This window comes from Caballeronia sp. M1242 (genome assembly GCF_017220215.1).
Classification (GTDB): Bacteria; Pseudomonadota; Gammaproteobacteria; order Burkholderiales; family Burkholderiaceae; genus Caballeronia.
In genome coordinates this window covers 2,567,062-2,584,179 of the sequence record NZ_CP071129.1, presented here as the reverse complement: position 1 = coordinate 2,584,179, position 17,118 = coordinate 2,567,062, and the positions used below count along the sequence as shown (strand labels likewise).

General features: G+C 60.6%; 29 protein-coding genes. 27 read left to right on the top strand and 2 right to left on the bottom strand.

All coding sequences use genetic code 11. The annotated features are described in order from the left end of the window. The 26 genes from rpsS (at position 1) to dsbD (ending at position 14,049) form a co-directional block, all read left to right on the top strand. A complete protein-coding gene (rpsS, locus tag JYK05_RS12080; protein WP_008343850.1) occupies positions 1-276 on the top strand; it encodes a 30S ribosomal protein S19 in 276 nt (91 codons plus the stop codon). Between the two features lie 12 nt (positions 277-288). Further along, complete coding sequence (rplV, locus tag JYK05_RS12075) at positions 289-618, top strand: 50S ribosomal protein L22 (protein ID WP_007730533.1); 330 nt, start codon at positions 289-291, stop codon at positions 616-618. A gap of 11 nt (positions 619-629) precedes the next feature. Further along, positions 630-1,430 (top strand): 30S ribosomal protein S3, encoded by an 801-nt coding sequence (gene rpsC / locus JYK05_RS12070; protein ID WP_175946444.1) that lies wholly within the window; start codon positions 630-632, stop codon positions 1,428-1,430. Positions 1,431-1,432: 2 nt separating this feature from the next. Then, positions 1,433-1,849 carry a 50S ribosomal protein L16 gene (gene rplP / locus JYK05_RS12065; protein ID WP_035967605.1) on the top strand — a complete coding sequence of 139 codons (417 nt, stop codon included), beginning with the start codon at positions 1,433-1,435 and terminating at the stop codon, positions 1,847-1,849. A 10-nt stretch (positions 1,850-1,859) separates the two neighbouring features. Continuing rightward, positions 1,860-2,054 carry a 50S ribosomal protein L29 gene (gene rpmC, locus JYK05_RS12060; protein WP_007180130.1) on the top strand — a complete coding sequence of 65 codons (195 nt, stop codon included), beginning with the start codon at positions 1,860-1,862 and terminating at the stop codon, positions 2,052-2,054. Then, positions 2,051-2,323, top strand: a complete 273-nt coding sequence (gene rpsQ, locus JYK05_RS12055) for a 30S ribosomal protein S17 (RefSeq protein WP_035933074.1) — start codon at positions 2,051-2,053, stop codon at positions 2,321-2,323. The genes rpmC and rpsQ overlap by 4 nt, the downstream gene beginning before the upstream one ends. A 293-nt stretch (positions 2,324-2,616) precedes the next feature. Continuing rightward, on the top strand, positions 2,617-2,985 hold the full coding sequence (gene rplN, locus JYK05_RS12050; protein ID WP_006998478.1) for a 50S ribosomal protein L14: 369 nt from the start codon (positions 2,617-2,619) through the stop codon (positions 2,983-2,985). Between the two features lie 9 nt (positions 2,986-2,994). After that, entirely contained in the window at positions 2,995-3,303 is a 309-nt protein-coding gene (rplX, locus tag JYK05_RS12045; RefSeq protein WP_175946446.1) for a 50S ribosomal protein L24, read from the top strand. A gap of 14 nt (positions 3,304-3,317) precedes the next feature. Further along, complete coding sequence (gene rplE, locus JYK05_RS12040) at positions 3,318-3,857, top strand: 50S ribosomal protein L5 (RefSeq protein WP_159837176.1); 540 nt, start codon at positions 3,318-3,320, stop codon at positions 3,855-3,857. A 7-nt stretch (positions 3,858-3,864) separates the two neighbouring features. Beyond that, on the top strand, positions 3,865-4,170 hold the full coding sequence (rpsN, locus tag JYK05_RS12035; RefSeq protein WP_175946448.1) for a 30S ribosomal protein S14: 306 nt from the start codon (positions 3,865-3,867) through the stop codon (positions 4,168-4,170). Positions 4,171-4,184: 14 nt separating this feature from the next. After that, positions 4,185-4,580 (top strand): 30S ribosomal protein S8, encoded by a 396-nt coding sequence (gene rpsH / locus JYK05_RS12030; protein ID WP_035967610.1) that lies wholly within the window; start codon positions 4,185-4,187, stop codon positions 4,578-4,580. A 19-nt stretch (positions 4,581-4,599) separates the two neighbouring features. Further along, positions 4,600-5,133, top strand: a complete 534-nt coding sequence (gene rplF / locus JYK05_RS12025; RefSeq protein ID WP_175946450.1) for a 50S ribosomal protein L6 — start codon at positions 4,600-4,602, stop codon at positions 5,131-5,133. 12 nt (positions 5,134-5,145) lie between these two features. Then, a complete protein-coding gene (gene rplR, locus JYK05_RS12020) occupies positions 5,146-5,511 on the top strand; it encodes a 50S ribosomal protein L18 (protein WP_035967614.1) in 366 nt (121 codons plus the stop codon). Positions 5,512-5,525: 14 nt separating this feature from the next. After that, the gene (gene rpsE, locus JYK05_RS12015) at positions 5,526-6,044 is read left to right on the top strand and encodes a 30S ribosomal protein S5 (RefSeq protein ID WP_061170928.1); all 519 of its coding nucleotides are present in this window, start codon (positions 5,526-5,528) and stop codon (positions 6,042-6,044) included. 10 nt (positions 6,045-6,054) lie between these two features. Then, entirely contained in the window at positions 6,055-6,237 is a 183-nt protein-coding gene (gene rpmD / locus JYK05_RS12010) for a 50S ribosomal protein L30 (protein WP_006400644.1), read from the top strand. A 30-nt stretch (positions 6,238-6,267) separates the two neighbouring features. Next, positions 6,268-6,702, top strand: coding sequence for a 50S ribosomal protein L15 (gene rplO, locus JYK05_RS12005; RefSeq protein WP_175946452.1), 435 nt, complete (start codon positions 6,268-6,270; stop codon positions 6,700-6,702). 41 nt (positions 6,703-6,743) lie between these two features. Next, positions 6,744-8,090, top strand: a complete 1,347-nt coding sequence (gene secY, locus JYK05_RS12000) for a preprotein translocase subunit SecY (RefSeq protein ID WP_175946454.1) — start codon at positions 6,744-6,746, stop codon at positions 8,088-8,090. A 9-nt stretch (positions 8,091-8,099) separates the two neighbouring features. Beyond that, positions 8,100-8,318, top strand: coding sequence for a translation initiation factor IF-1 (gene infA / locus JYK05_RS11995; protein WP_004521905.1), 219 nt, complete (start codon positions 8,100-8,102; stop codon positions 8,316-8,318). Positions 8,319-8,338: 20 nt separating this feature from the next. Continuing rightward, entirely contained in the window at positions 8,339-8,455 is a 117-nt protein-coding gene (gene rpmJ, locus JYK05_RS11990; protein ID WP_004199844.1) for a 50S ribosomal protein L36, read from the top strand. Between the two features lie 41 nt (positions 8,456-8,496). Continuing rightward, positions 8,497-8,862 (top strand): 30S ribosomal protein S13, encoded by a 366-nt coding sequence (gene rpsM / locus JYK05_RS11985; protein WP_175946456.1) that lies wholly within the window; start codon positions 8,497-8,499, stop codon positions 8,860-8,862. A 28-nt stretch (positions 8,863-8,890) separates the two neighbouring features. Beyond that, positions 8,891-9,295 carry a 30S ribosomal protein S11 gene (gene rpsK / locus JYK05_RS11980; protein ID WP_006052224.1) on the top strand — a complete coding sequence of 135 codons (405 nt, stop codon included), beginning with the start codon at positions 8,891-8,893 and terminating at the stop codon, positions 9,293-9,295. Positions 9,296-9,440: 145 nt separating this feature from the next. Continuing rightward, on the top strand, positions 9,441-10,064 hold the full coding sequence (gene rpsD / locus JYK05_RS11975) for a 30S ribosomal protein S4 (protein ID WP_159837171.1): 624 nt from the start codon (positions 9,441-9,443) through the stop codon (positions 10,062-10,064). 146 nt (positions 10,065-10,210) lie between these two features. Then, the gene (gene rpoA / locus JYK05_RS11970) at positions 10,211-11,188 is read left to right on the top strand and encodes a DNA-directed RNA polymerase subunit alpha (RefSeq protein ID WP_159837170.1); all 978 of its coding nucleotides are present in this window, start codon (positions 10,211-10,213) and stop codon (positions 11,186-11,188) included. A 161-nt stretch (positions 11,189-11,349) separates the two neighbouring features. Next, positions 11,350-11,745, top strand: a complete 396-nt coding sequence (gene rplQ / locus JYK05_RS11965) for a 50S ribosomal protein L17 (protein ID WP_008344047.1) — start codon at positions 11,350-11,352, stop codon at positions 11,743-11,745. A gap of 164 nt (positions 11,746-11,909) precedes the next feature. Next, positions 11,910-12,221 carry a divalent-cation tolerance protein CutA gene (gene cutA / locus JYK05_RS11960; protein WP_175946561.1) on the top strand — a complete coding sequence of 104 codons (312 nt, stop codon included), beginning with the start codon at positions 11,910-11,912 and terminating at the stop codon, positions 12,219-12,221. After that, the gene (gene dsbD, locus JYK05_RS11955) at positions 12,214-14,049 is read left to right on the top strand and encodes a protein-disulfide reductase DsbD (protein WP_206467145.1); all 1,836 of its coding nucleotides are present in this window, start codon (positions 12,214-12,216) and stop codon (positions 14,047-14,049) included. The genes cutA and dsbD overlap by 8 nt, the downstream gene beginning before the upstream one ends. 53 nt (positions 14,050-14,102) lie before the next feature. Here the strand turns inward: dsbD and hemB are convergent, their stop codons facing one another. Together hemB and yihA are read right to left on the bottom strand one after the other, a co-directional pair. Further along, a complete protein-coding gene (hemB, locus tag JYK05_RS11950) occupies positions 14,103-15,101 on the bottom strand; it encodes a porphobilinogen synthase (protein WP_175946460.1) in 999 nt (332 codons plus the stop codon). Between the two features lie 260 nt (positions 15,102-15,361). Beyond that, positions 15,362-16,015 carry a ribosome biogenesis GTP-binding protein YihA/YsxC gene (gene yihA / locus JYK05_RS11945; RefSeq protein ID WP_175946462.1) on the bottom strand — a complete coding sequence of 218 codons (654 nt, stop codon included), beginning with the start codon at positions 16,013-16,015 and terminating at the stop codon, positions 15,362-15,364. A gap of 309 nt (positions 16,016-16,324) precedes the next feature. Here yihA and JYK05_RS11940 point away from each other — a divergent pair, with 309 nt between their 5' ends. After that, positions 16,325-16,987, top strand: coding sequence for a cytochrome c (locus JYK05_RS11940; protein WP_206467144.1), 663 nt, complete (start codon positions 16,325-16,327; stop codon positions 16,985-16,987). Positions 16,988-17,118: the final 131 nt, after the last annotated feature.

The following is a 17,118-nucleotide window of genomic DNA, read 5'->3' as shown; positions in this document are numbered from 1 at the left end:
ATGACACGTTCTGCTAAAAAAGGTCCGTTCTGCGACGCTCATTTGCTGAAGAAAGTTGAGGCGGCTGCGTCCACGCGTGACAAGAAGCCGATCAAGACCTGGTCGCGTCGTTCGACGATTCTGCCGGACTTCATCGGTCTGACGATCGCCGTCCACAACGGCCGTCAGCACGTTCCGGTGTACGTCACGGAAAACATGGTCGGCCATAAGCTTGGCGAGTTCGCACTGACCCGTACGTTCAAGGGTCACGCGGCCGACAAGAAGGCCAAGAAATAAGGGGCTATCAAGATGGAAGTGAAAGCAATTCATCGCGGTGCCCGCATCTCGGCGCAGAAAACGCGCCTTGTGGCTGACCAGATTCGTGGTTTGCCGGTCGACAAGGCGCTGAACGTCCTGACGTTCTCGCCGAAGAAGGCGGCGGGTATCGTCAAGAAGGTCGTGCTGTCTGCGATCGCGAATGCGGAACACAACGAAGGCGCCGATATCGACGAGCTCAAGATCACGAGCATCTACGTCGACAAGGCCGCTTCGCTGAAGCGTTTCACCGCACGCGCAAAGGGTCGCGGTAACCGCATCGAGAAGCAATCCTGTCACATCACTGTGACGGTCGGGAATTAAGGAGCCATACGATGGGACAGAAAATTCATCCGACTGGCTTCCGTTTGGCCGTCAGCCGCAATTGGGCTTCGCGCTGGTACGCGAACAACAACAATTTCGCGGCGATGTTGCAGGAAGACATCGGTGTTCGTGAATACCTGAAGAAGAAGCTGAAGAACGCGTCCGTCGGCCGCGTCGTGATCGAGCGTCCTGCAAAGAACGCGCGCATCACGATTTTCAGCTCGCGTCCGGGTGTCGTGATCGGCAAGAAGGGCGAAGACATCGAGTCGCTCAAGTCCGAGCTGCAGAAGCGCATGGGCGTTCCGGTTCACGTGAACATCGAAGAAATCCGCAAGCCGGAAACCGATGCTCAGTTGATCGCCGATTCCATCACGCAGCAGCTCGAGCGCCGGATCATGTTCCGCCGTGCGATGAAGCGCGCGATGCAAAACGCGATGCGTCTTGGCGCCCAAGGCATCAAGATCATGAGCGCGGGCCGTCTGAACGGTATCGAAATCGCTCGTACCGAGTGGTATCGCGAAGGTCGCGTGCCGCTCCATACGCTGCGCGCCGATATCGACTACGCGACGTCCGAAGCGAAGACCACGTACGGCATCATCGGCGTGAAGGTGTGGGTCTACAAGGGCGACACGCTCGGCCGCAACGAAGCGCCGGTAGTGGAAGAAGTCGCGGAAGAGAAGCGTCCGCGTCGCAACGCACGTCCGGGTGGCGATCGCCGTCCGCGTCGTGACGGTGAAGGTGCGCCGGCTGGTGCACGCCGCGGCGGCCCCCGTCGTGGCGGCGCCGGCGGTGACGCGAAGAGTGGAGAATAACGATGCTGCAACCGAAACGCAGAAAGTATCGCAAAGAGCAGAAGGGTCGTAACACCGGCAAGGCGACGCGCGGCAACGCGGTGTCGTTCGGTGAATATGGCCTGAAGGCTATCGGTCGCGGCCGTTTGACCGCGCGTCAAATCGAAGCGGCGCGTCGTGCCATGACGCGTCACATCAAGCGTGGCGGCCGGATCTGGATCCGCATTTTCCCGGACAAGCCGATTTCGCAAAAGCCGGCAGAAGTGCGTATGGGTAACGGTAAGGGTAACCCGGAGTACTACGTCGCTGAAATTCAACCGGGCAAGATGCTGTACGAAATGGACGGTGTCTCCGAAGAACTGGCGCGCGAAGCGTTCCGTCTGGCTGCAGCCAAGCTGCCGCTGAAGACGAACTTCGTCATCCGCCAGCTCGGCGCCTAAGGAGTAAACGATGAAGGCATCTGAACTTCACCAGAAGGACCAGGCGGCGCTCAACAAAGAGCTGTCGGACCTGCTTAAGGCGCAATTCGGCCTGCGCATGCAACTCGCGACCCAGCAGCTCACGAACACGAGCCAGCTGAAGAAGGTTCGTCGCGACATCGCACGTGTGCGGACTGTCCTGACTGAAAAGGCGAACCAGAAATGAACGATAGCGTAAAAACCTCGCTCAAGCGGACGCTGGTCGGCAAGGTCGTCAGCAACAAGATGGACAAGACGGTTACCGTGCTGGTCGAGCACCGTGTGAAGCACCCGATCTACGGCAAGTACGTTGTGCGCTCGAAGAAGTACCACGCGCACGATGACGCGAACACGTACAACGAAGGCGATCTCGTCGAAATCCAGGAAACCCGTCCGATTTCGAAGACGAAGGCCTGGGTTGTGTCGAAGCTGCTCGAAGCGGCTCGCGTGATCTAAAGCTGAAGTATCGCGATGCAGTAAGTAGTGTCGCAGTAAGTTTCGCTTGCAAGACCGGGATTATTTGTTATAATCTCGGTCTTCCCTCTTTGTGGGAGCCCCGTCGCGGGCGAAATTGGTGGGGGAAGCCGGTTCGGGCGCCAGCCTGTATCGACAGATTCACCGGATTGCGATGGCGGGTTTCGTCTGCCTTCGCTGCCTGTTCTAACCCAAGCAGCCGATTGGCTGACGGGACCAAGACTGACCGGATGTGCCATGGTGGTGCGACCGGATTAAGTTGGGAAAGATAAACCATGATCCAGACCGAAACTCGGCTTGAAGTGGCCGACAACACGGGTGCGCGTGAAGTCATGTGCATCAAGGTGCTCGGCGGCTCGAAGCGTCGTTACGCTAGCATTGGCGACATCATCAAGGTGACCGTCAAGGAAGCGACGCCGCGCGGACGCGTGAAAAAGGGCGAAATCTACAACGCCGTGGTCGTTCGCACGGCCAAGGGCGTGCGTCGCCAGGATGGCTCGCTGATCAAGTTCGACGGCAATGCCGCTGTCCTCTTGAATACCAAGCTCGAGCCGATCGGCACGCGTATTTTCGGGCCGGTGACGCGTGAACTGCGTAGCGAACGATTCATGAAGATCGTTTCGCTCGCGCCGGAAGTGCTGTAAGGAGTCGCGATGAACAAGATTCGCAAGGGTGACGAAGTCATCGTCATCACCGGCAAGGACAAGGGCAAGCGCGGCACCGTGCTGGCCGTTGCGGAAGACCGTGTGACCGTCGAGGGTATCAACCTCGTCAAGAAGCACGTGAAGCCGAACCCGATGAAGGGTACGACGGGCGGTGTGGAAGCCAAGTCGATGCCGCTGCACATTTCGAACGTCGCACTCGTCGACGCGAACGGCAAGGCATCGCGTGTTGGCATCAAGGTCGAAGACGGCAAGAAGGTTCGCTTCTTGAAGTCGACCGGCGCCACGCTCAACGCCTGATGCGGAGTTAAAAAATGGCTCGTCTGCAAGAGATTTATAAAGAAACGGTTGTGCCGCAACTCGTCGAAAAGTTCGGCTACAAGTCCATCATGGAAGTGCCGCGCATCACCAAGATCACCCTGAACATGGGCCTTGGCGAAGCCGTCGCTGACAAGAAGATCATCGAAAACGCCGTGGGCGACCTGACGAAGATCGCCGGCCAGAAGCCGGTTATCACGAAGGCGCGCAAGGCAATCGCAGGCTTCAAGATTCGTCAGGGCTACCCGATCGGCGCGATGGTGACGCTGCGCGGTCAAGCGATGTACGAATTCCTGGACCGCTTCGTGACGGTTGCGCTGCCCCGCGTGCGCGACTTCCGTGGCGTGTCGGGCCGTGCATTCGACGGTCGTGGCAACTACAACATCGGTGTGAAAGAGCAGATCATTTTCCCCGAAATCGACTACGACAAGATCGACGCGCTGCGTGGGCTGAACATCAGCATCACGACCACCGCGAAGACTGACGACGAAGCAAAGGCGCTGCTCGCCGGCTTCAAGTTCCCGTTCAGAAACTGAGGTTACCGTGGCTAAACTGGCACTGATCGAACGTGAAAAGAAGCGCGCACGCCTGGCCGCGAAGTACGCTCCGAAGCGTGCTGAACTGAAGGCTGTGATCGAAGACTCGAGCAAGTCGGACGAAGAGCGTTACTTCGCTCGCCTCGCGCTGCAACAACTGCCGCGTAACTCGAACCCGACTCGCAAGCGTAACCGCTGCGCAATCACGGGTCGCCCGCGTGGCACGTTCCGCAAGTTCGGACTTGCGCGTAACAAGATCCGCGAAATCGCATTCCGCGGCGAAATCCCTGGCCTCACCAAGGCGAGCTGGTAATAGGAGAAACATAAATGAGCATGAGTGATCCTATCGCCGATATGCTGACTCGCATCCGCAATGCGCAGATGGTCGAGAAGGTTTCGGTGACTATGCCCTCGTCGAAAGTCAAGGTTGCGATTGCGCAGGTTTTGAAGGACGAAGGTTATATCGACGACTTCGCAGTGAAGGCTGAAGGTGCGAAGACGGAATTGAATATCGCGTTGAAGTACTACGCAGGCCGTCCGGTGATCGAGCGCCTCGAGCGCGTGTCGAAGCCCGGTCTGCGCGTGTACCGCGGTCGCAACGACATCCCGCAGGTCATGAACGGCCTGGGCGTTGCCATCGTGTCGACGCCGAAGGGTGTGATGACCGACCGCAAGGCGCGCCAGAACGGCGTCGGCGGCGAAGTCATCTGCTACGTCGCTTAACGCCGAAGGGAGAAGAAACATGTCTCGAGTAGGTAAAAGCCCGATCGCGCTGCCGCAAGGCGCGGAAGTGGCCGTCAAGGGCGACGTCATCACCGTCAAGGGGCCGCTCGGCACGATCTCGCAAGCGGGCAACCCGCTGGTGACCGTGGCGAACGACAACGGTACGCTGAACTTCGCGCCGGCCAACGAAAGCCGTGAAGCGAATGCGATGTCCGGCACGATGCGCGCCCTGGTGGCGAACATGGTGCACGGCGTCACTAAGGGTTTCGAGCGCAAGCTGACGCTGGTTGGCGTCGGTTATCGTGCGCAAGCGCAAGGCGACAAGCTGAACCTGTCGCTGGGTTTCTCGCACCCCGTGGTGCACCAGATGCCGGAAGGCATCAAGGCTGAAACCCCGTCGCAGACCGAAATCGTGATCAAGGGGATCGACAAGCAGAAAGTCGGACAAGTCGCGGCGGAAGTGCGCGGCTATCGTCCGCCGGAGCCCTACAAGGGCAAGGGCGTGCGCTATTCCGACGAGGTCGTGATCCTCAAAGAAACGAAGAAGAAGTAAGGGTGCGCAATCATGGATAAGACTCAATCTCGCCTGCGCCGCGCTCGTCAGACGCGTATCAAGATCGCTGAGCTGCAGGTCGCGCGTCTCGCCGTGCATCGCACGAATACGCACATCTACGCGCAAGTGTTCTCGGCGTGCGGCACCAAGGTGCTCGCAAGCGCCTCGACGCTCGAAGCCGAAGTGCGCGCAGAGCTGGCCGACAAGTCGGGCAAGGGCGGCAACATCAACGCTGCAACCCTGATCGGCAAGCGTATTGCCGAAAAGGCCAAGGCTGCCGGCATCGAATCCGTCGCCTTTGACCGCTCGGGTTTCCGCTACCACGGCCGCGTGAAGGCGCTGGCTGATGCGGCGCGCGAAGCCGGGCTCAAGTTCTAAGGGAAGAATTCGTCATGGCAAAGATGCAAGCGAAAGTTCAGGCTGACGAACGCGACGACGGCCTGCGCGAAAAGATGATTTCGGTCAACCGCGTGACCAAGGTCGTGAAGGGTGGCCGTATTCTCGGCTTCGCCGCACTGACCGTGGTTGGCGACGGCGATGGCCGCGTCGGCATGGGCAAGGGCAAGGCGAAGGAAGTTCCGGTTGCCGTTCAAAAGGCAATGGAACAAGCCCGCCGCAATATGTTCAAGGTGCCCCTGAAGAATGGCACGTTGCAACACGAAGTTCACGGCAAGCACGGCGCTTCGGCGGTCCTCCTCGCTCCGGCGAAGGACGGTACCGGCGTGATCGCTGGCGGTCCGATGCGCGCAGTGTTCGACGTGATGGGCGTGCAAAACGTTGTGGCCAAGAGCCACGGTTCGACGAACCCGTACAACCTCGTCCGTGCGACGCTGGATGGCCTGCGCAAGCAGTCGACTCCGGCCGACATCGCGGCGAAGCGTGGTAAGTCCGTCGAAGACATTCTGGGCTAAGGTGGGCACCATGTCTGAAAAAACTGTCAAGGTTCAGCTCGTCAAGAGCCTGATCGGGACCCGCGAATCGCACCGCGCAACGGTGCGTGGCCTCGGCCTGCGTCGCCTGAACTCGGTCTCCGAGCTGCAGGACACGCCGGCAGTGCGCGGGATGATCAACAAGGTCTCGTACCTCGTTAAGGTCATCGCCTAAGCGGCCGACCACGGATCCAAGGAGTTGAACATGGAATTGAATAACCTGAAGCCGGCGGAAGGCGCGAAGCACGCTAAGCGTCGCGTCGGTCGCGGGATCGGTTCGGGCCTCGGCAAGACCGCGGGCCGCGGCCACAAGGGTCAGAAATCGCGTTCGGGCGGCTTTCACAAGGTCGGCTTCGAAGGCGGTCAGATGCCTCTGCAGCGTCGTCTGCCGAAGCGCGGCTTTACCTCGCTGACGAAGGAATTCGTCGGTGAAGTGCGCCTCTCGGATCTCGAGAAGCTGCCGGTCGACGAAATCGATCTCTTGGCGCTGAAGCAAGCGGGTCTGGTCGGCGAGCTCATCAAGAGCGCGAAGATCATCAAGACCGGCGAGATCAGCCGCAAGGTCACGGTGAAGGGCCTGACGGCAACGAAGGGCGCCCGTGAGGCAATCGAAGCCGCTGGCGGCTCGTTCGCCGAGTAACGCGCTTTCGCCGTTACTAGCACTAGCATCGGAGAAGGTTCTTGGCTAACAGCCCGAGTCTCGCAAAACCCGGTCGAAGCGCGGCGAAATTCGGCGATCTGCGTCGGCGTGCAGTGTTCCTGCTGCTGGCGCTGATCGTCTACCGCATTGGTGCGCACATTCCGGTTCCCGGCATCGATCCGGATCAACTGGCCAAGCTGTTCCAGAGCCAGTCGGGCGGCATCCTTGGCATGTTCAACATGTTCTCGGGTGGCGCGCTGTCGCGATTCACGATCTTTGCGCTGGGCATCATGCCCTACATTTCGGCGTCGATCATCATGCAGTTGCTGTCGATCGTGTCGCCGCAGATGGAGGCGTTGAAGAAGGAAGGGCAGGCGGGGCAGCGGAAGATCACGCAGTACACGCGTATCTTCACCGTGGTGCTCGCGACCTTCCAGGCGTTTGGTATCGCGGTGGCGCTGGAGAATCAGCCCGCTTTGGTGCTGGACCCCGGCATGGTGTTCCGGCTGACGACGGTCGTCACGCTGGTGACGGGCACGATGTTTCTGATGTGGCTGGGTGAGCAGATCACGGAGCGCGGTCTCGGCAACGGCATCTCGATCATCATCTTCGGTGGTATCGCGGCGGGTTTCCCGAACGCGATCGGCGGTCTGTTCGAGTTGGTCCGCACCGGTTCGATGAGCATCATCTCGGCGATCATCATCGTCGTGCTGATCGCGGCGGTCACGTATCTGGTCGTGTTCATCGAACGCGGTCAGCGCAAGATCCTCGTGAACTACGCGAAGCGCCAGGTCGGTAACAAGATTTACGGCGGACAGTCGTCCCATCTGCCGCTGAAGCTCAACATGTCGGGTGTGATTCCGCCGATCTTCGCGTCGTCGATCATCCTCTTCCCGGCAACCATCCTGAACTGGTTCAGTTCGGGTACGCGCACCAACTGGTTCGCGAACACGCTGCACGGCGTGGCCGAGGCGCTTAAGCCCGGTCAACCGGTGTACGTGCTGCTGTATGCGTTGGCGATCGTTTTCTTCTGCTTCTTTTACACCGCACTGGTGTTCAACAGCCGGGAAACCGCCGACAACTTGAAGAAGAGCGGTGCATTCGTTCCGGGTATCCGTCCGGGCGATCAGACTGCACGGTATATCGACCGCATCCTCACGCGTTTGACGCTGGCCGGTGCGATCTACATTGTGTTCGTGTGCCTGTTGCCTGAGTTCTTGGTGTTGCGCTGGAACGTGCCGTTTTATTTTGGTGGAACGTCGCTGCTGATCATTGTCGTCGTCACGATGGACTTCATGGCTCAGGTGCAGTCGTACGTTATGTCGCAACAATATGAATCGCTGCTCAAGAAGGCAAACTTCAAGGGCGGCAATGTCCCGATGCGTTAATTAAGGACTATGGCCAAAGACGATGTAATCCAGATGCAGGGCGAGGTGATCGAAAACCTGCCCAACGCTACTTTCCGGGTGAAATTGGAAAATGGCCATGTCGTCCTGGGACACATTTCTGGAAAGATGCGGATGCACTACATCCGCATCCTGCCGGGCGACAAGGTTACGGTTGAATTGACGCCTTACGATCTGTCTCGTGCACGGATCGTGTTCCGGGCGAAGTGATTTGAAAAAAGGGTAATATCATGAAAGTGATGGCATCGGTTAAGCGCATTTGCCGCAATTGCAAGATCATCAAGCGCAAGGGCGTTGTGCGCGTGATTTGCAGCTCTGATCCGCGCCACAAACAGCGTCAAGGCTGAACGCCGCGCTTTTGCTTGCGCTTTTTGTTTGAGGAAAAACAATGGCTCGTATCGCAGGGGTTAACATCCCGAATCACCAGCATACCGAGATCGGCCTGACGGCAATCTTCGGCATCGGTCGCACGCGCGCTCGCGGCATTTGCACCGCAGCTGGTGTGGAATTTTCGAAGAAGGTCAAGGACCTCACTGACGCAGACCTCGAAAAGCTGCGTGACGAAGTGGGCAAGTTCATCGTCGAAGGCGACCTGCGCCGTGAAGTGACGATGAACATCAAGCGCCTGATGGACTTGGGTTGCTACCGCGGCATGCGTCACCGCAAGGGCCTGCCCCTGCGTGGCCAGCGCACCCGCACGAATGCCCGTACGCGCAAGGGTCCGCGTCGTGCAGCGCAATCGCTGAAGAAGTAAGCGGAACTGACAGTTACAGGAAAACGTAATGGCTAAGGCTTCGAACAACTCCGCGGCGCAACGCGTTCGCAAGAAGGTTAAGAAGAACGTCGCCGAGGGCGTGGTTCACGTTCACGCGTCGTTCAACAACACCATCATCACGATCACCGATCGTCAAGGTAACGCTCTCGCGTGGGCGACGTCGGGCGGTCAGGGTTTCAAGGGCTCGCGTAAGTCGACGCCGTTTGCAGCTCAGGTCGCAGCCGAATCGGCTGGCCGCGTGGCGATGGAATACGGCGTGAAGAACCTCGAAGTGCGGATCAAGGGCCCCGGTCCTGGCCGTGAATCGGCGGTGCGCGCGCTGCATGGTCTTGGCATCAAGATCACCGCGATCTCCGACGTGACGCCGGTCCCGCACAACGGTTGCCGTCCGCCGAAGCGCCGTCGCATCTAACGCGATGACGCAAACGCATGCTCCTGCTGATGCGAAAGTATCGGCGGGATTCGTGCGTCGTGAATTGACTAAGCCCACCGTTCGGCCCAAAGGGTTCGGACTAGCGCGGACGAAAGTTCGCGTGATTAATTTTTAAGGATTCAACGTGGCACGCTATACCGGTCCCAAAGCCAAGCTGTCCCGCCGTGAAGGCACCGATCTGTTCCTGAAGAGCGCGCGTCGCTCGCTCGCCGACAAGTGCAAGCTCGACAGCAAGCCCGGCCAGCACGGCCGCACCTCGGGCGCGCGTACGTCCGACTACGGCACCCAGTTGCGCGAGAAGCAGAAAGTGAAGCGTATCTACGGCGTTCTCGAGCGTCAGTTCCGCCGCTACTTCGCTGAAGCCGACCGCCGCAAGGGCCCGACGGGCGAAAACCTGCTGCAACTGCTCGAGTCGCGTCTCGACAACGTCGTGTATCGCATGGGCTTCGGCTCGACCCGCGCTGAAGCGCGTCAGCTCGTGAGCCACAAGTCGATCATGGTGAACGGCCAGGTCGCCAACATCCCGTCGCTGCAAGTGAAGGCCGGCGATGTCGTCTCCGTGCGCGAACAGTCGCGCAAGCAGGCGCGTATCGTCGAAGCGCTGTCGCTGGCAGAGCAAGGCGGCATGCCGAGCTGGGTGTCGGTCGATGCGAAGAAGTTCGAAGGTACGTTCAAGTCGATGCCGGAGCGTAGCGATATCGCTGGCGACATCAACGAAAGCCTGATCGTCGAATTGTATTCGCGTTAATCGCGCGGCCTTCGCGCAGTAACCGGATCTGCAGCCGGGGAGCCTGATTGCTCGTGGCAAAGGGGCATCCCCGGCTGTGTATTTTCAGGTTGTTACCGGTCAGCCTTATCGGTGTAACGAGCCGAGGGTATTGAAAAGGAAAACCTATGCAAACCAGTTTGTTGAAGCCCAAGATCATTGCAGTTGAATCGCTTGGCGAAAGCCACGCGAAAGTGGTTATGGAGCCGTTCGAACGCGGCTATGGCCACACCTTGGGTAACGCGCTTCGGCGCGTGCTGCTGTCGTCGATGGTGGGCTACGCGCCGACCGAAGTGACGATCGCAGGCGTCGTGCACGAATACTCGACGCTCGATGGTGTGCAAGAGGATGTGGTCAACCTGCTGTTGAACCTGAAGGGCGTCGTCTTCAAGCTGCACAACCGCGACGAAGTCACGGTCACGCTGCGCAAGGAAGGCGAAGGCGTGGTCACTGCCGGCGATATCGAACTCGCGCACGACTGCGAGGTCATCAATCCGGAACACGTGATCGCTCATCTGTCGAAGGGCGGCAAGCTCGACGTTCAGATCAAGATCGAAAAGGGCCGCGGCTATGTGCCGGGCAACGTGCGTCGCTACGGCGAAGATTCGGCGAAGATTATCGGCCGCATCGTGCTGGACGCGTCGTTCTCGCCGGTGCGTCGCGTCAGCTACGCCGTGGAAAGCGCGCGTGTCGAACAGCGTACCGACCTCGACAAGCTCGTGATGAACATCGAAACCAACGGTGTCATTTCGCCGGAAGAAGCGATCCGTCAATCGGCGCGCATTCTGGTGGATCAGTTGTCGGTGTTCGCAGCCCTGGAAGGCACGGAAGCGGCAGCGGAAGCCCCGTCGCGCGCGCCGCAGATCGATCCGATCCTGCTGCGTCCGGTGGACGACCTCGAACTCACGGTTCGCTCCGCGAACTGTCTGAAGGCCGAGAACATCTACTACATCGGCGATCTGATCCAGCGCACGGAAAACGAGCTGCTGAAGACGCCGAACCTGGGCCGCAAGTCGCTGAACGAAATCAAGGAAGTGCTGGCTTCGCGTGGCCTGACGCTCGGCATGAAGCTCGAAAACTGGCCGCCGGCCGGGTTGGACAAGTAAAGTCTGCAAGTCATCGCGGACGTCGCGCTGTAACTGGCAAAGACGCGGATTTTGCTTTAAAATCCGCGTCTTGCTTTTTTCTTCGACCGGCCCGTGCGCCTTTTCCGTGAAAGCGGAGCGCAATAGAAGAGCTGGATCAAAACTCGTTAAAGGAACTGAAAATGCGTCACAAGCATGGTCTGCGGAAACTGAACCGCACGAGCAGCCACCGTCTGGCAATGCTCCGTAACATGTCGAACTCGCTGATCGAGCACGAAGTCATCAAGACGACGCTGCCGAAGGCCAAGGAACTGCGCAAGGTCGTCGAGCCGCTGATCACGCTCGGCAAGAAGCCGTCGCTGGCAAATCGCCGTCTCGCGTTCAACCGCCTGCGCGATCGTGATTCCGTCGCGAAGCTGTTCGACGTGCTCGGCCCGCGCTACGCGAACCGTCCGGGTGGCTACCTGAGCATCCTGAAGTTCGGTTTCCGCGTCGGCGACAACGCCCCGATGGCGCTGGTCCAGCTGATGGATCGCCCGGAAGTCGAAGAAACCGAAGAAGTTCAGGAAGCTGAATAAGTTTCGGTAGTCAGCAAAAAGGCCAAGCTCAGCTTGGCCTTTTTGCTTTTGGCGTTACCTTTCCGTGGGCTGGTTCGGTAGTGATGCGGCGCAGTGCGCGAATGCTACGATATTGGTCGTTACCTGCTTATCTGGAGCCGCGAGTGAACGTTCCCGTCGTCCTGATGCTGACCACGTTGCCCGATGCCGAATCGGCGAACGCGCTCGCTCAGGGCATTCTCGAAGCGCGTCTCGCCGCGTGCGTCACCAAGCTCGGCGCGGTTGAATCGCACTATCACTGGAAGGGCGCGGTGGAGTCGTCGCAGGAAGTGCAGATGCTGATCAAAACGAGCGTCGCGCGTGCAGATGAGCTTCAGCGGTTCGTCGCGCAGCGGCATCCGTACGAAACGCCCGAGATCCTTGTCTGGCAGGCGGACGCTTCGCCGGCTTACGGCCAGTGGGTCAATGCAGAAACGCAGCGTTCTATTCATGTTTGAGCTTTTCCGACTCTTCGGGCGTCGCGCGTGGGGCGCCTTGCTGCTGCTGGCCGTGTGCTGCGGTGTGATCGGCGCGGCGCGCGCTGCCGACGATTTCCTCGACCCGGCTGTCGCGTTCCGATTCAGCGCCTCCGAGCAGCCGGGCGAAGTCGACGTGCGGTACAAGATCGCCGACGGCTACTACATGTACCGCGAGCGGTTCGCTTTCGCGGTCAAGAGCGGCGAGGCGACTATCGGCGCTGCTCAATTGCCGGCGGGCAAAGTCCACTTCGACCAGACGTTTAACAAGGACGTCGAGACGTATCGCGGCGAGTTGCTGATCCGCATTCCCGTCGCGCAGGCGAAGGGCCCCTTCGAACTGGCCGTAACATCGCAAGGTTGCGCCGATCAGGGCATCTGTTACCCGCCGATGGAGCGCACGTATCGCGTGAAAGGCGCCGCGTTGCAGCCTGCGGGCGCTTCGACGTCGAGCAAACCGGCGACGGATGCATCGCAATCCTTCTTCGAGCGCGCAACGAGCGCCGACTACGCGCAGTCCATGCTCGAAGGCGGCGGGTTCTTCGCCGTCGTCGGTCTGTACTTTCTGGCGGGTATGGTGCTGAGTCTGCTGCCGTGCTCGTACCCGATGATCCCGATTCTCTCCGCCATTATTGTCGGCGAGGGCGCGCGCGTGACGCGGGCGCGCGGCTTTGCGCTTTCCGTTTCCTATGTCGTCGGCATGGCGCTCGTGTACACCGCGCTCGGCGTGGCGGCGGCGCTGATCGGCCAGAGTCTCGGCGCGTGGCTCCAGAACCCGTGGGTGCTCGGCGCGTTCGGCGTCGTGCTCACCGTCTTCGCTGTCACGTTGATCTCGGGCGTCGATATCGCGCTGCCCGAGCGGTGGCAGAGCAGCGTGAACGAGGCATCGCAGAAGCGCAGCGGCGGCAAATTCGCCGCGGTCGCCGTGATGGGCGCGTTGTCGGCGCTCGTCGTCGGCGCGTGCATGACGGCGCCGCTTTTCGCAGTGCTGGCGTTCATCGCACATACGGGCAACGCGCTACTCGGCGGTGCTGCGCTGTTCGCGATGGGCATCGGTCTCGGTGTGCCGCTGCTGGTTATCGGGCTCGGCGCCGGCTCAATTCTGCCGCGAGCGGGCGCATGGATGGACGGCGTGAAGGTTTTCTTCGGCGTCATGCTGCTGGCGGCGGCGTTGTGGATCGTGTGGCCGGTGATCGGCGGCGTCGCGCGTATGTTGCTCGGCGCGCTGTGGCTCTTGATTGCGGCCGCGTCGCTCGGCGTCTTCGGCGCGGTCACGGCTAGGCCGGCAACCGTGTGGAAGCGCCTCGGGCGCGGGCTCGGTGCAGTTTGCGTGATTTGGGCGGCCGCGCTTATCGTCGGTCTCGCGGCGGGATCGACCGATCCGTTGCAGCCGCTCGCCGTTCTGACATCGCGCGCCGATCCGTCCGCGACTGCCGCCGCGCGGAATCAATCGCCGACTTTCGCGCCAGTGCGATCGTCGACGGAACTGGACTCAGCCGTCAAAGCCGCCGCCCGCCCGGCGATGCTGGACTTCTACGCGGACTGGTGCGTCTCCTGCAAGGAAATGGAGAACCTGACCTTCTCCGATGCCCGCGTTCAGGCGCGACTCGCCCAACTGAACCTGCTGCGCGCCGACGTCACCGCGAACAATGCGGACGATCAGGCGCTGCTGAAGCGTTTCAAGCTGTTCGGGCCACCGGGCATCATTTTCTTCGACGCTCAGGGCAACGAGGTTTTGCGCGTCGTCGGCTATGAGTCGGCGGACACGTTCCTGAAGCGCCTCGACAAGCTCGGGCCTTCGAACGGCTAAAAGAAAAGGGCGATGCCCCAAGGCATCGCCCTTTGATCTTCCAAAGCGCAGTTTTACTTCGACGCGCGCAAAATCCGCGCAGCGTCCAGCGCAAAGTACGTCAGCACGCCGTCCGCGCCCGCGCGCTTGAACGCGAGCAGCGATTCCATCATTGCCTTGTCGTGATCGAGCCAGCCGTTCTGCGTCGCGGCCTTGATCATCGCGTACTCGCCGCTGACCTGATACGCATACGTCGGAAAGCGGAACTCGTCCTTCACGCGCCAGACGATATCGAGATACGGCATGCCGGGCTTGACCATCACCATGTCCGCGCCTTCCTCGATATCCATGCGCACTTCGCGCATGGCTTCGTCCGAGTTCGACGGGTCCATCTGATACGTCATCTTGTTACCCTTGCCGAGATTGCCGGCGGAGCCGACCGCGTCGCGGAATGGGCCGTAGAACGCCGACGCGTACTTCGCGGCATACGCCATGATGCGCGTGTGGATGTGGCCGTCGCTTTCCAGCATTTCGCGGATCGCGCCGATACGCCCGTCCATCATGTCCGACGGCGCGACGATATCCACGCCCGCTTCCGCCTGCGTGCGCGCCTGATCAACGAGGATTTCGCTCGTTTCGTCGTTCTTGACGTAGCCTTCTTCGTCGAGCACGCCGTCCTGGCCGTGGCTCGTATACGGGTCGAGCGCGACGTCGGTCAGCACGCCGAGCATCGGAAAGTTCTTCTTCAGTTCGCGCACCGCGCGCGGAATCAGACCATCGGGATTCGTCGCCTCGCGGCCGTCGGGCGTCTTGAGCGACGGCTCGATCGCCGGGAAAAGCGAAATCACCGGCACGCCCAACTCGACGCATTGCTCGGCGACCTTCATCAGCAGATCGACGGACGTGCGCTCGACGCCCGGCATCGACGGCACCGCCTGACGCACATTCGCGCCTTCGACGATGAACACCGGATAAATGAGGTCGTTGGTGGTGAGAATGTTCTCGCGCATCAGACGGCGCGAGAAGTCATCGCGGCGCATGCGGCGCGGGCGATGATGCGGATAAAAACTCATGACTCGACTCGGATTGACGTGCTTCAGGAGGAGATCCAAAACGTGCGCTGTGTGCCGCAAAGCCATGCTGGACAAGCCGGCGAGCGTTTCGGAGGCGATTTGAGACAATGGTATATCATAGCCAGCGAGCAAGGCGCTCGCGCCGCGCTCCCCGCTTCTCCTCCCTGAGCGGGTGCCTGTCGTTATTCGATAAGGCTGTTCACCCGCCGTCATGCGGCGGGTTTTTTTATCCCGCTCGCAACTCTGCTGCCACTACGAGATCACTCGGCCGCGTCTTCGGATGCCGCTTCGGCGGGCAAAAGCCAGCTTTCGATCAATTCGTGCGCTTCGTCGAGGCCCGTGCGCTTGAGGGCGGAAAACAACTGCACGCTCAACTCCCCGCGATAACCGGCGGCCTTGTATTCGCCGAACGACTTCTGCGTCGCGCGCAGGGCGTTGGTCATCTCTTGTCGCGTCAATTTGTCGCACTTTGTGAGGAGCGCGTGGATCGGCTTGCCGGTCGGCGCGAACCAGTCGACCATGATGCGGTCGAGTTCCGTCAGCGGACGGCGCGAATCCATCATCAGAATCATGCCGCGTAGTTGCGCGCGGCTCTGAAGGTAGGTCGAGAGCAACTGCTGCCAGTGCGCCTTCGCCGCGCCGGGCACTTCGGCGTAGCCGTAGCCCGGCAAGTCGACGAGATGCCCGACCGGCGCGGCTTCCGGCCCCACTGAGAAGTAGTTGATGTGCTGCGTGCGTCCCGGCGTCTTACTCGCGAACGCGAGCCGTTTCTGATTGCAGAGCACGTTGATCGCCGTCGACTTTCCGGCGTTCGAGCGACCCGCGAATGCGATTTCCGGCTGCGGCGTCGGCGGAAGATCGCGCAGGTGATTGACCGTGGTGAAGAAGCGGGCTTGATGGAGCAGAAATGGCATTGGCGGGCGGGACGAAAGCGCGCGAAAGAGCGCGAGAGAGAGGCGTCGACTCGAAGCCTAGAGAACCCCGGCGATACTGGGCATGCCCCGACTGGCGTCTTTGCGTGTAGCGGGTTATTGTACAATACGACGGATTTTTAAAGACCCGCATGGGCGCAAGACCCAGGCTGCAGGCGTCACCCATAAAGGAGCGAGACAGTTTCAGGGCATCTTTTGAGCCCTTTCGTTCGGGTACTTGCGGCCATATCCGGCTGCCGTCGTTTTTTGCAGAACCTAACATTCTCACAAGACGAAAAACAGGGTACGCGAATGAACCGACTGTACAGGTCTCTGGTGGTGCTTCAGGCAGCGGCGGCTCTCGGTGGATTGGCGGTATCGGTTTCAGTGAATGCGGCGGAGGCGGCACAGCCGGCCAAGCCGGATGCGGCAAGAGGGCAGGCCATCGCGACCCAGGTTTGCGCAGCGTGTCACGCAGCGGACGGCAACAGCGCCGGCGCCGCGTTTCCCAAGCTCGCGGGGCAGCACGCGGACTACATCGTCAAGCAGTTGAAGGATTACAAGACGCAGCCGGGCGCAAAGGCGCCGGCCCGCAACAATCCGATCATGACGGGCGTTGCCGGGGCGCTGTCGGATCAGGACATGGTGAACGTGGCGGCGTACTTTGCGTCTCAGCAAACCAAGCCGAACTACGCTCGCGACAAGACCGACGTCGCGCTCGGCCAGAAGATCTATCGCGGCGGCATCGCCGACAAGGGCGTGCCGGCGTGCGCCGCGTGCCACGGCGCGACGGGCATGGGCATTCCGGTGCAGTATCCGCGGCTGTCGTGGCAGTGGGGCGATTACACCGTCGCGCAACTCAATGCCTTCGCCCAGGGCACGCGCAACAACAGCGAACCGATGCACGCCATCGCGTCGCGCCTGAACGAAGCGGAAATGAAAGCGGTAGCGGATTACGTCGCCGGATTGCATTAAACGCAGCACGAGAGCGTCCAGCGGTCCCCGGCGAAGAGCAAAAACGCGGGGAATCGCCCATACTACGCACGAAGCCGGCCCACAGAGGCAGGCGCGAAAACAAGAAAAAGGGTGGGACGTCGGTCGGTCAG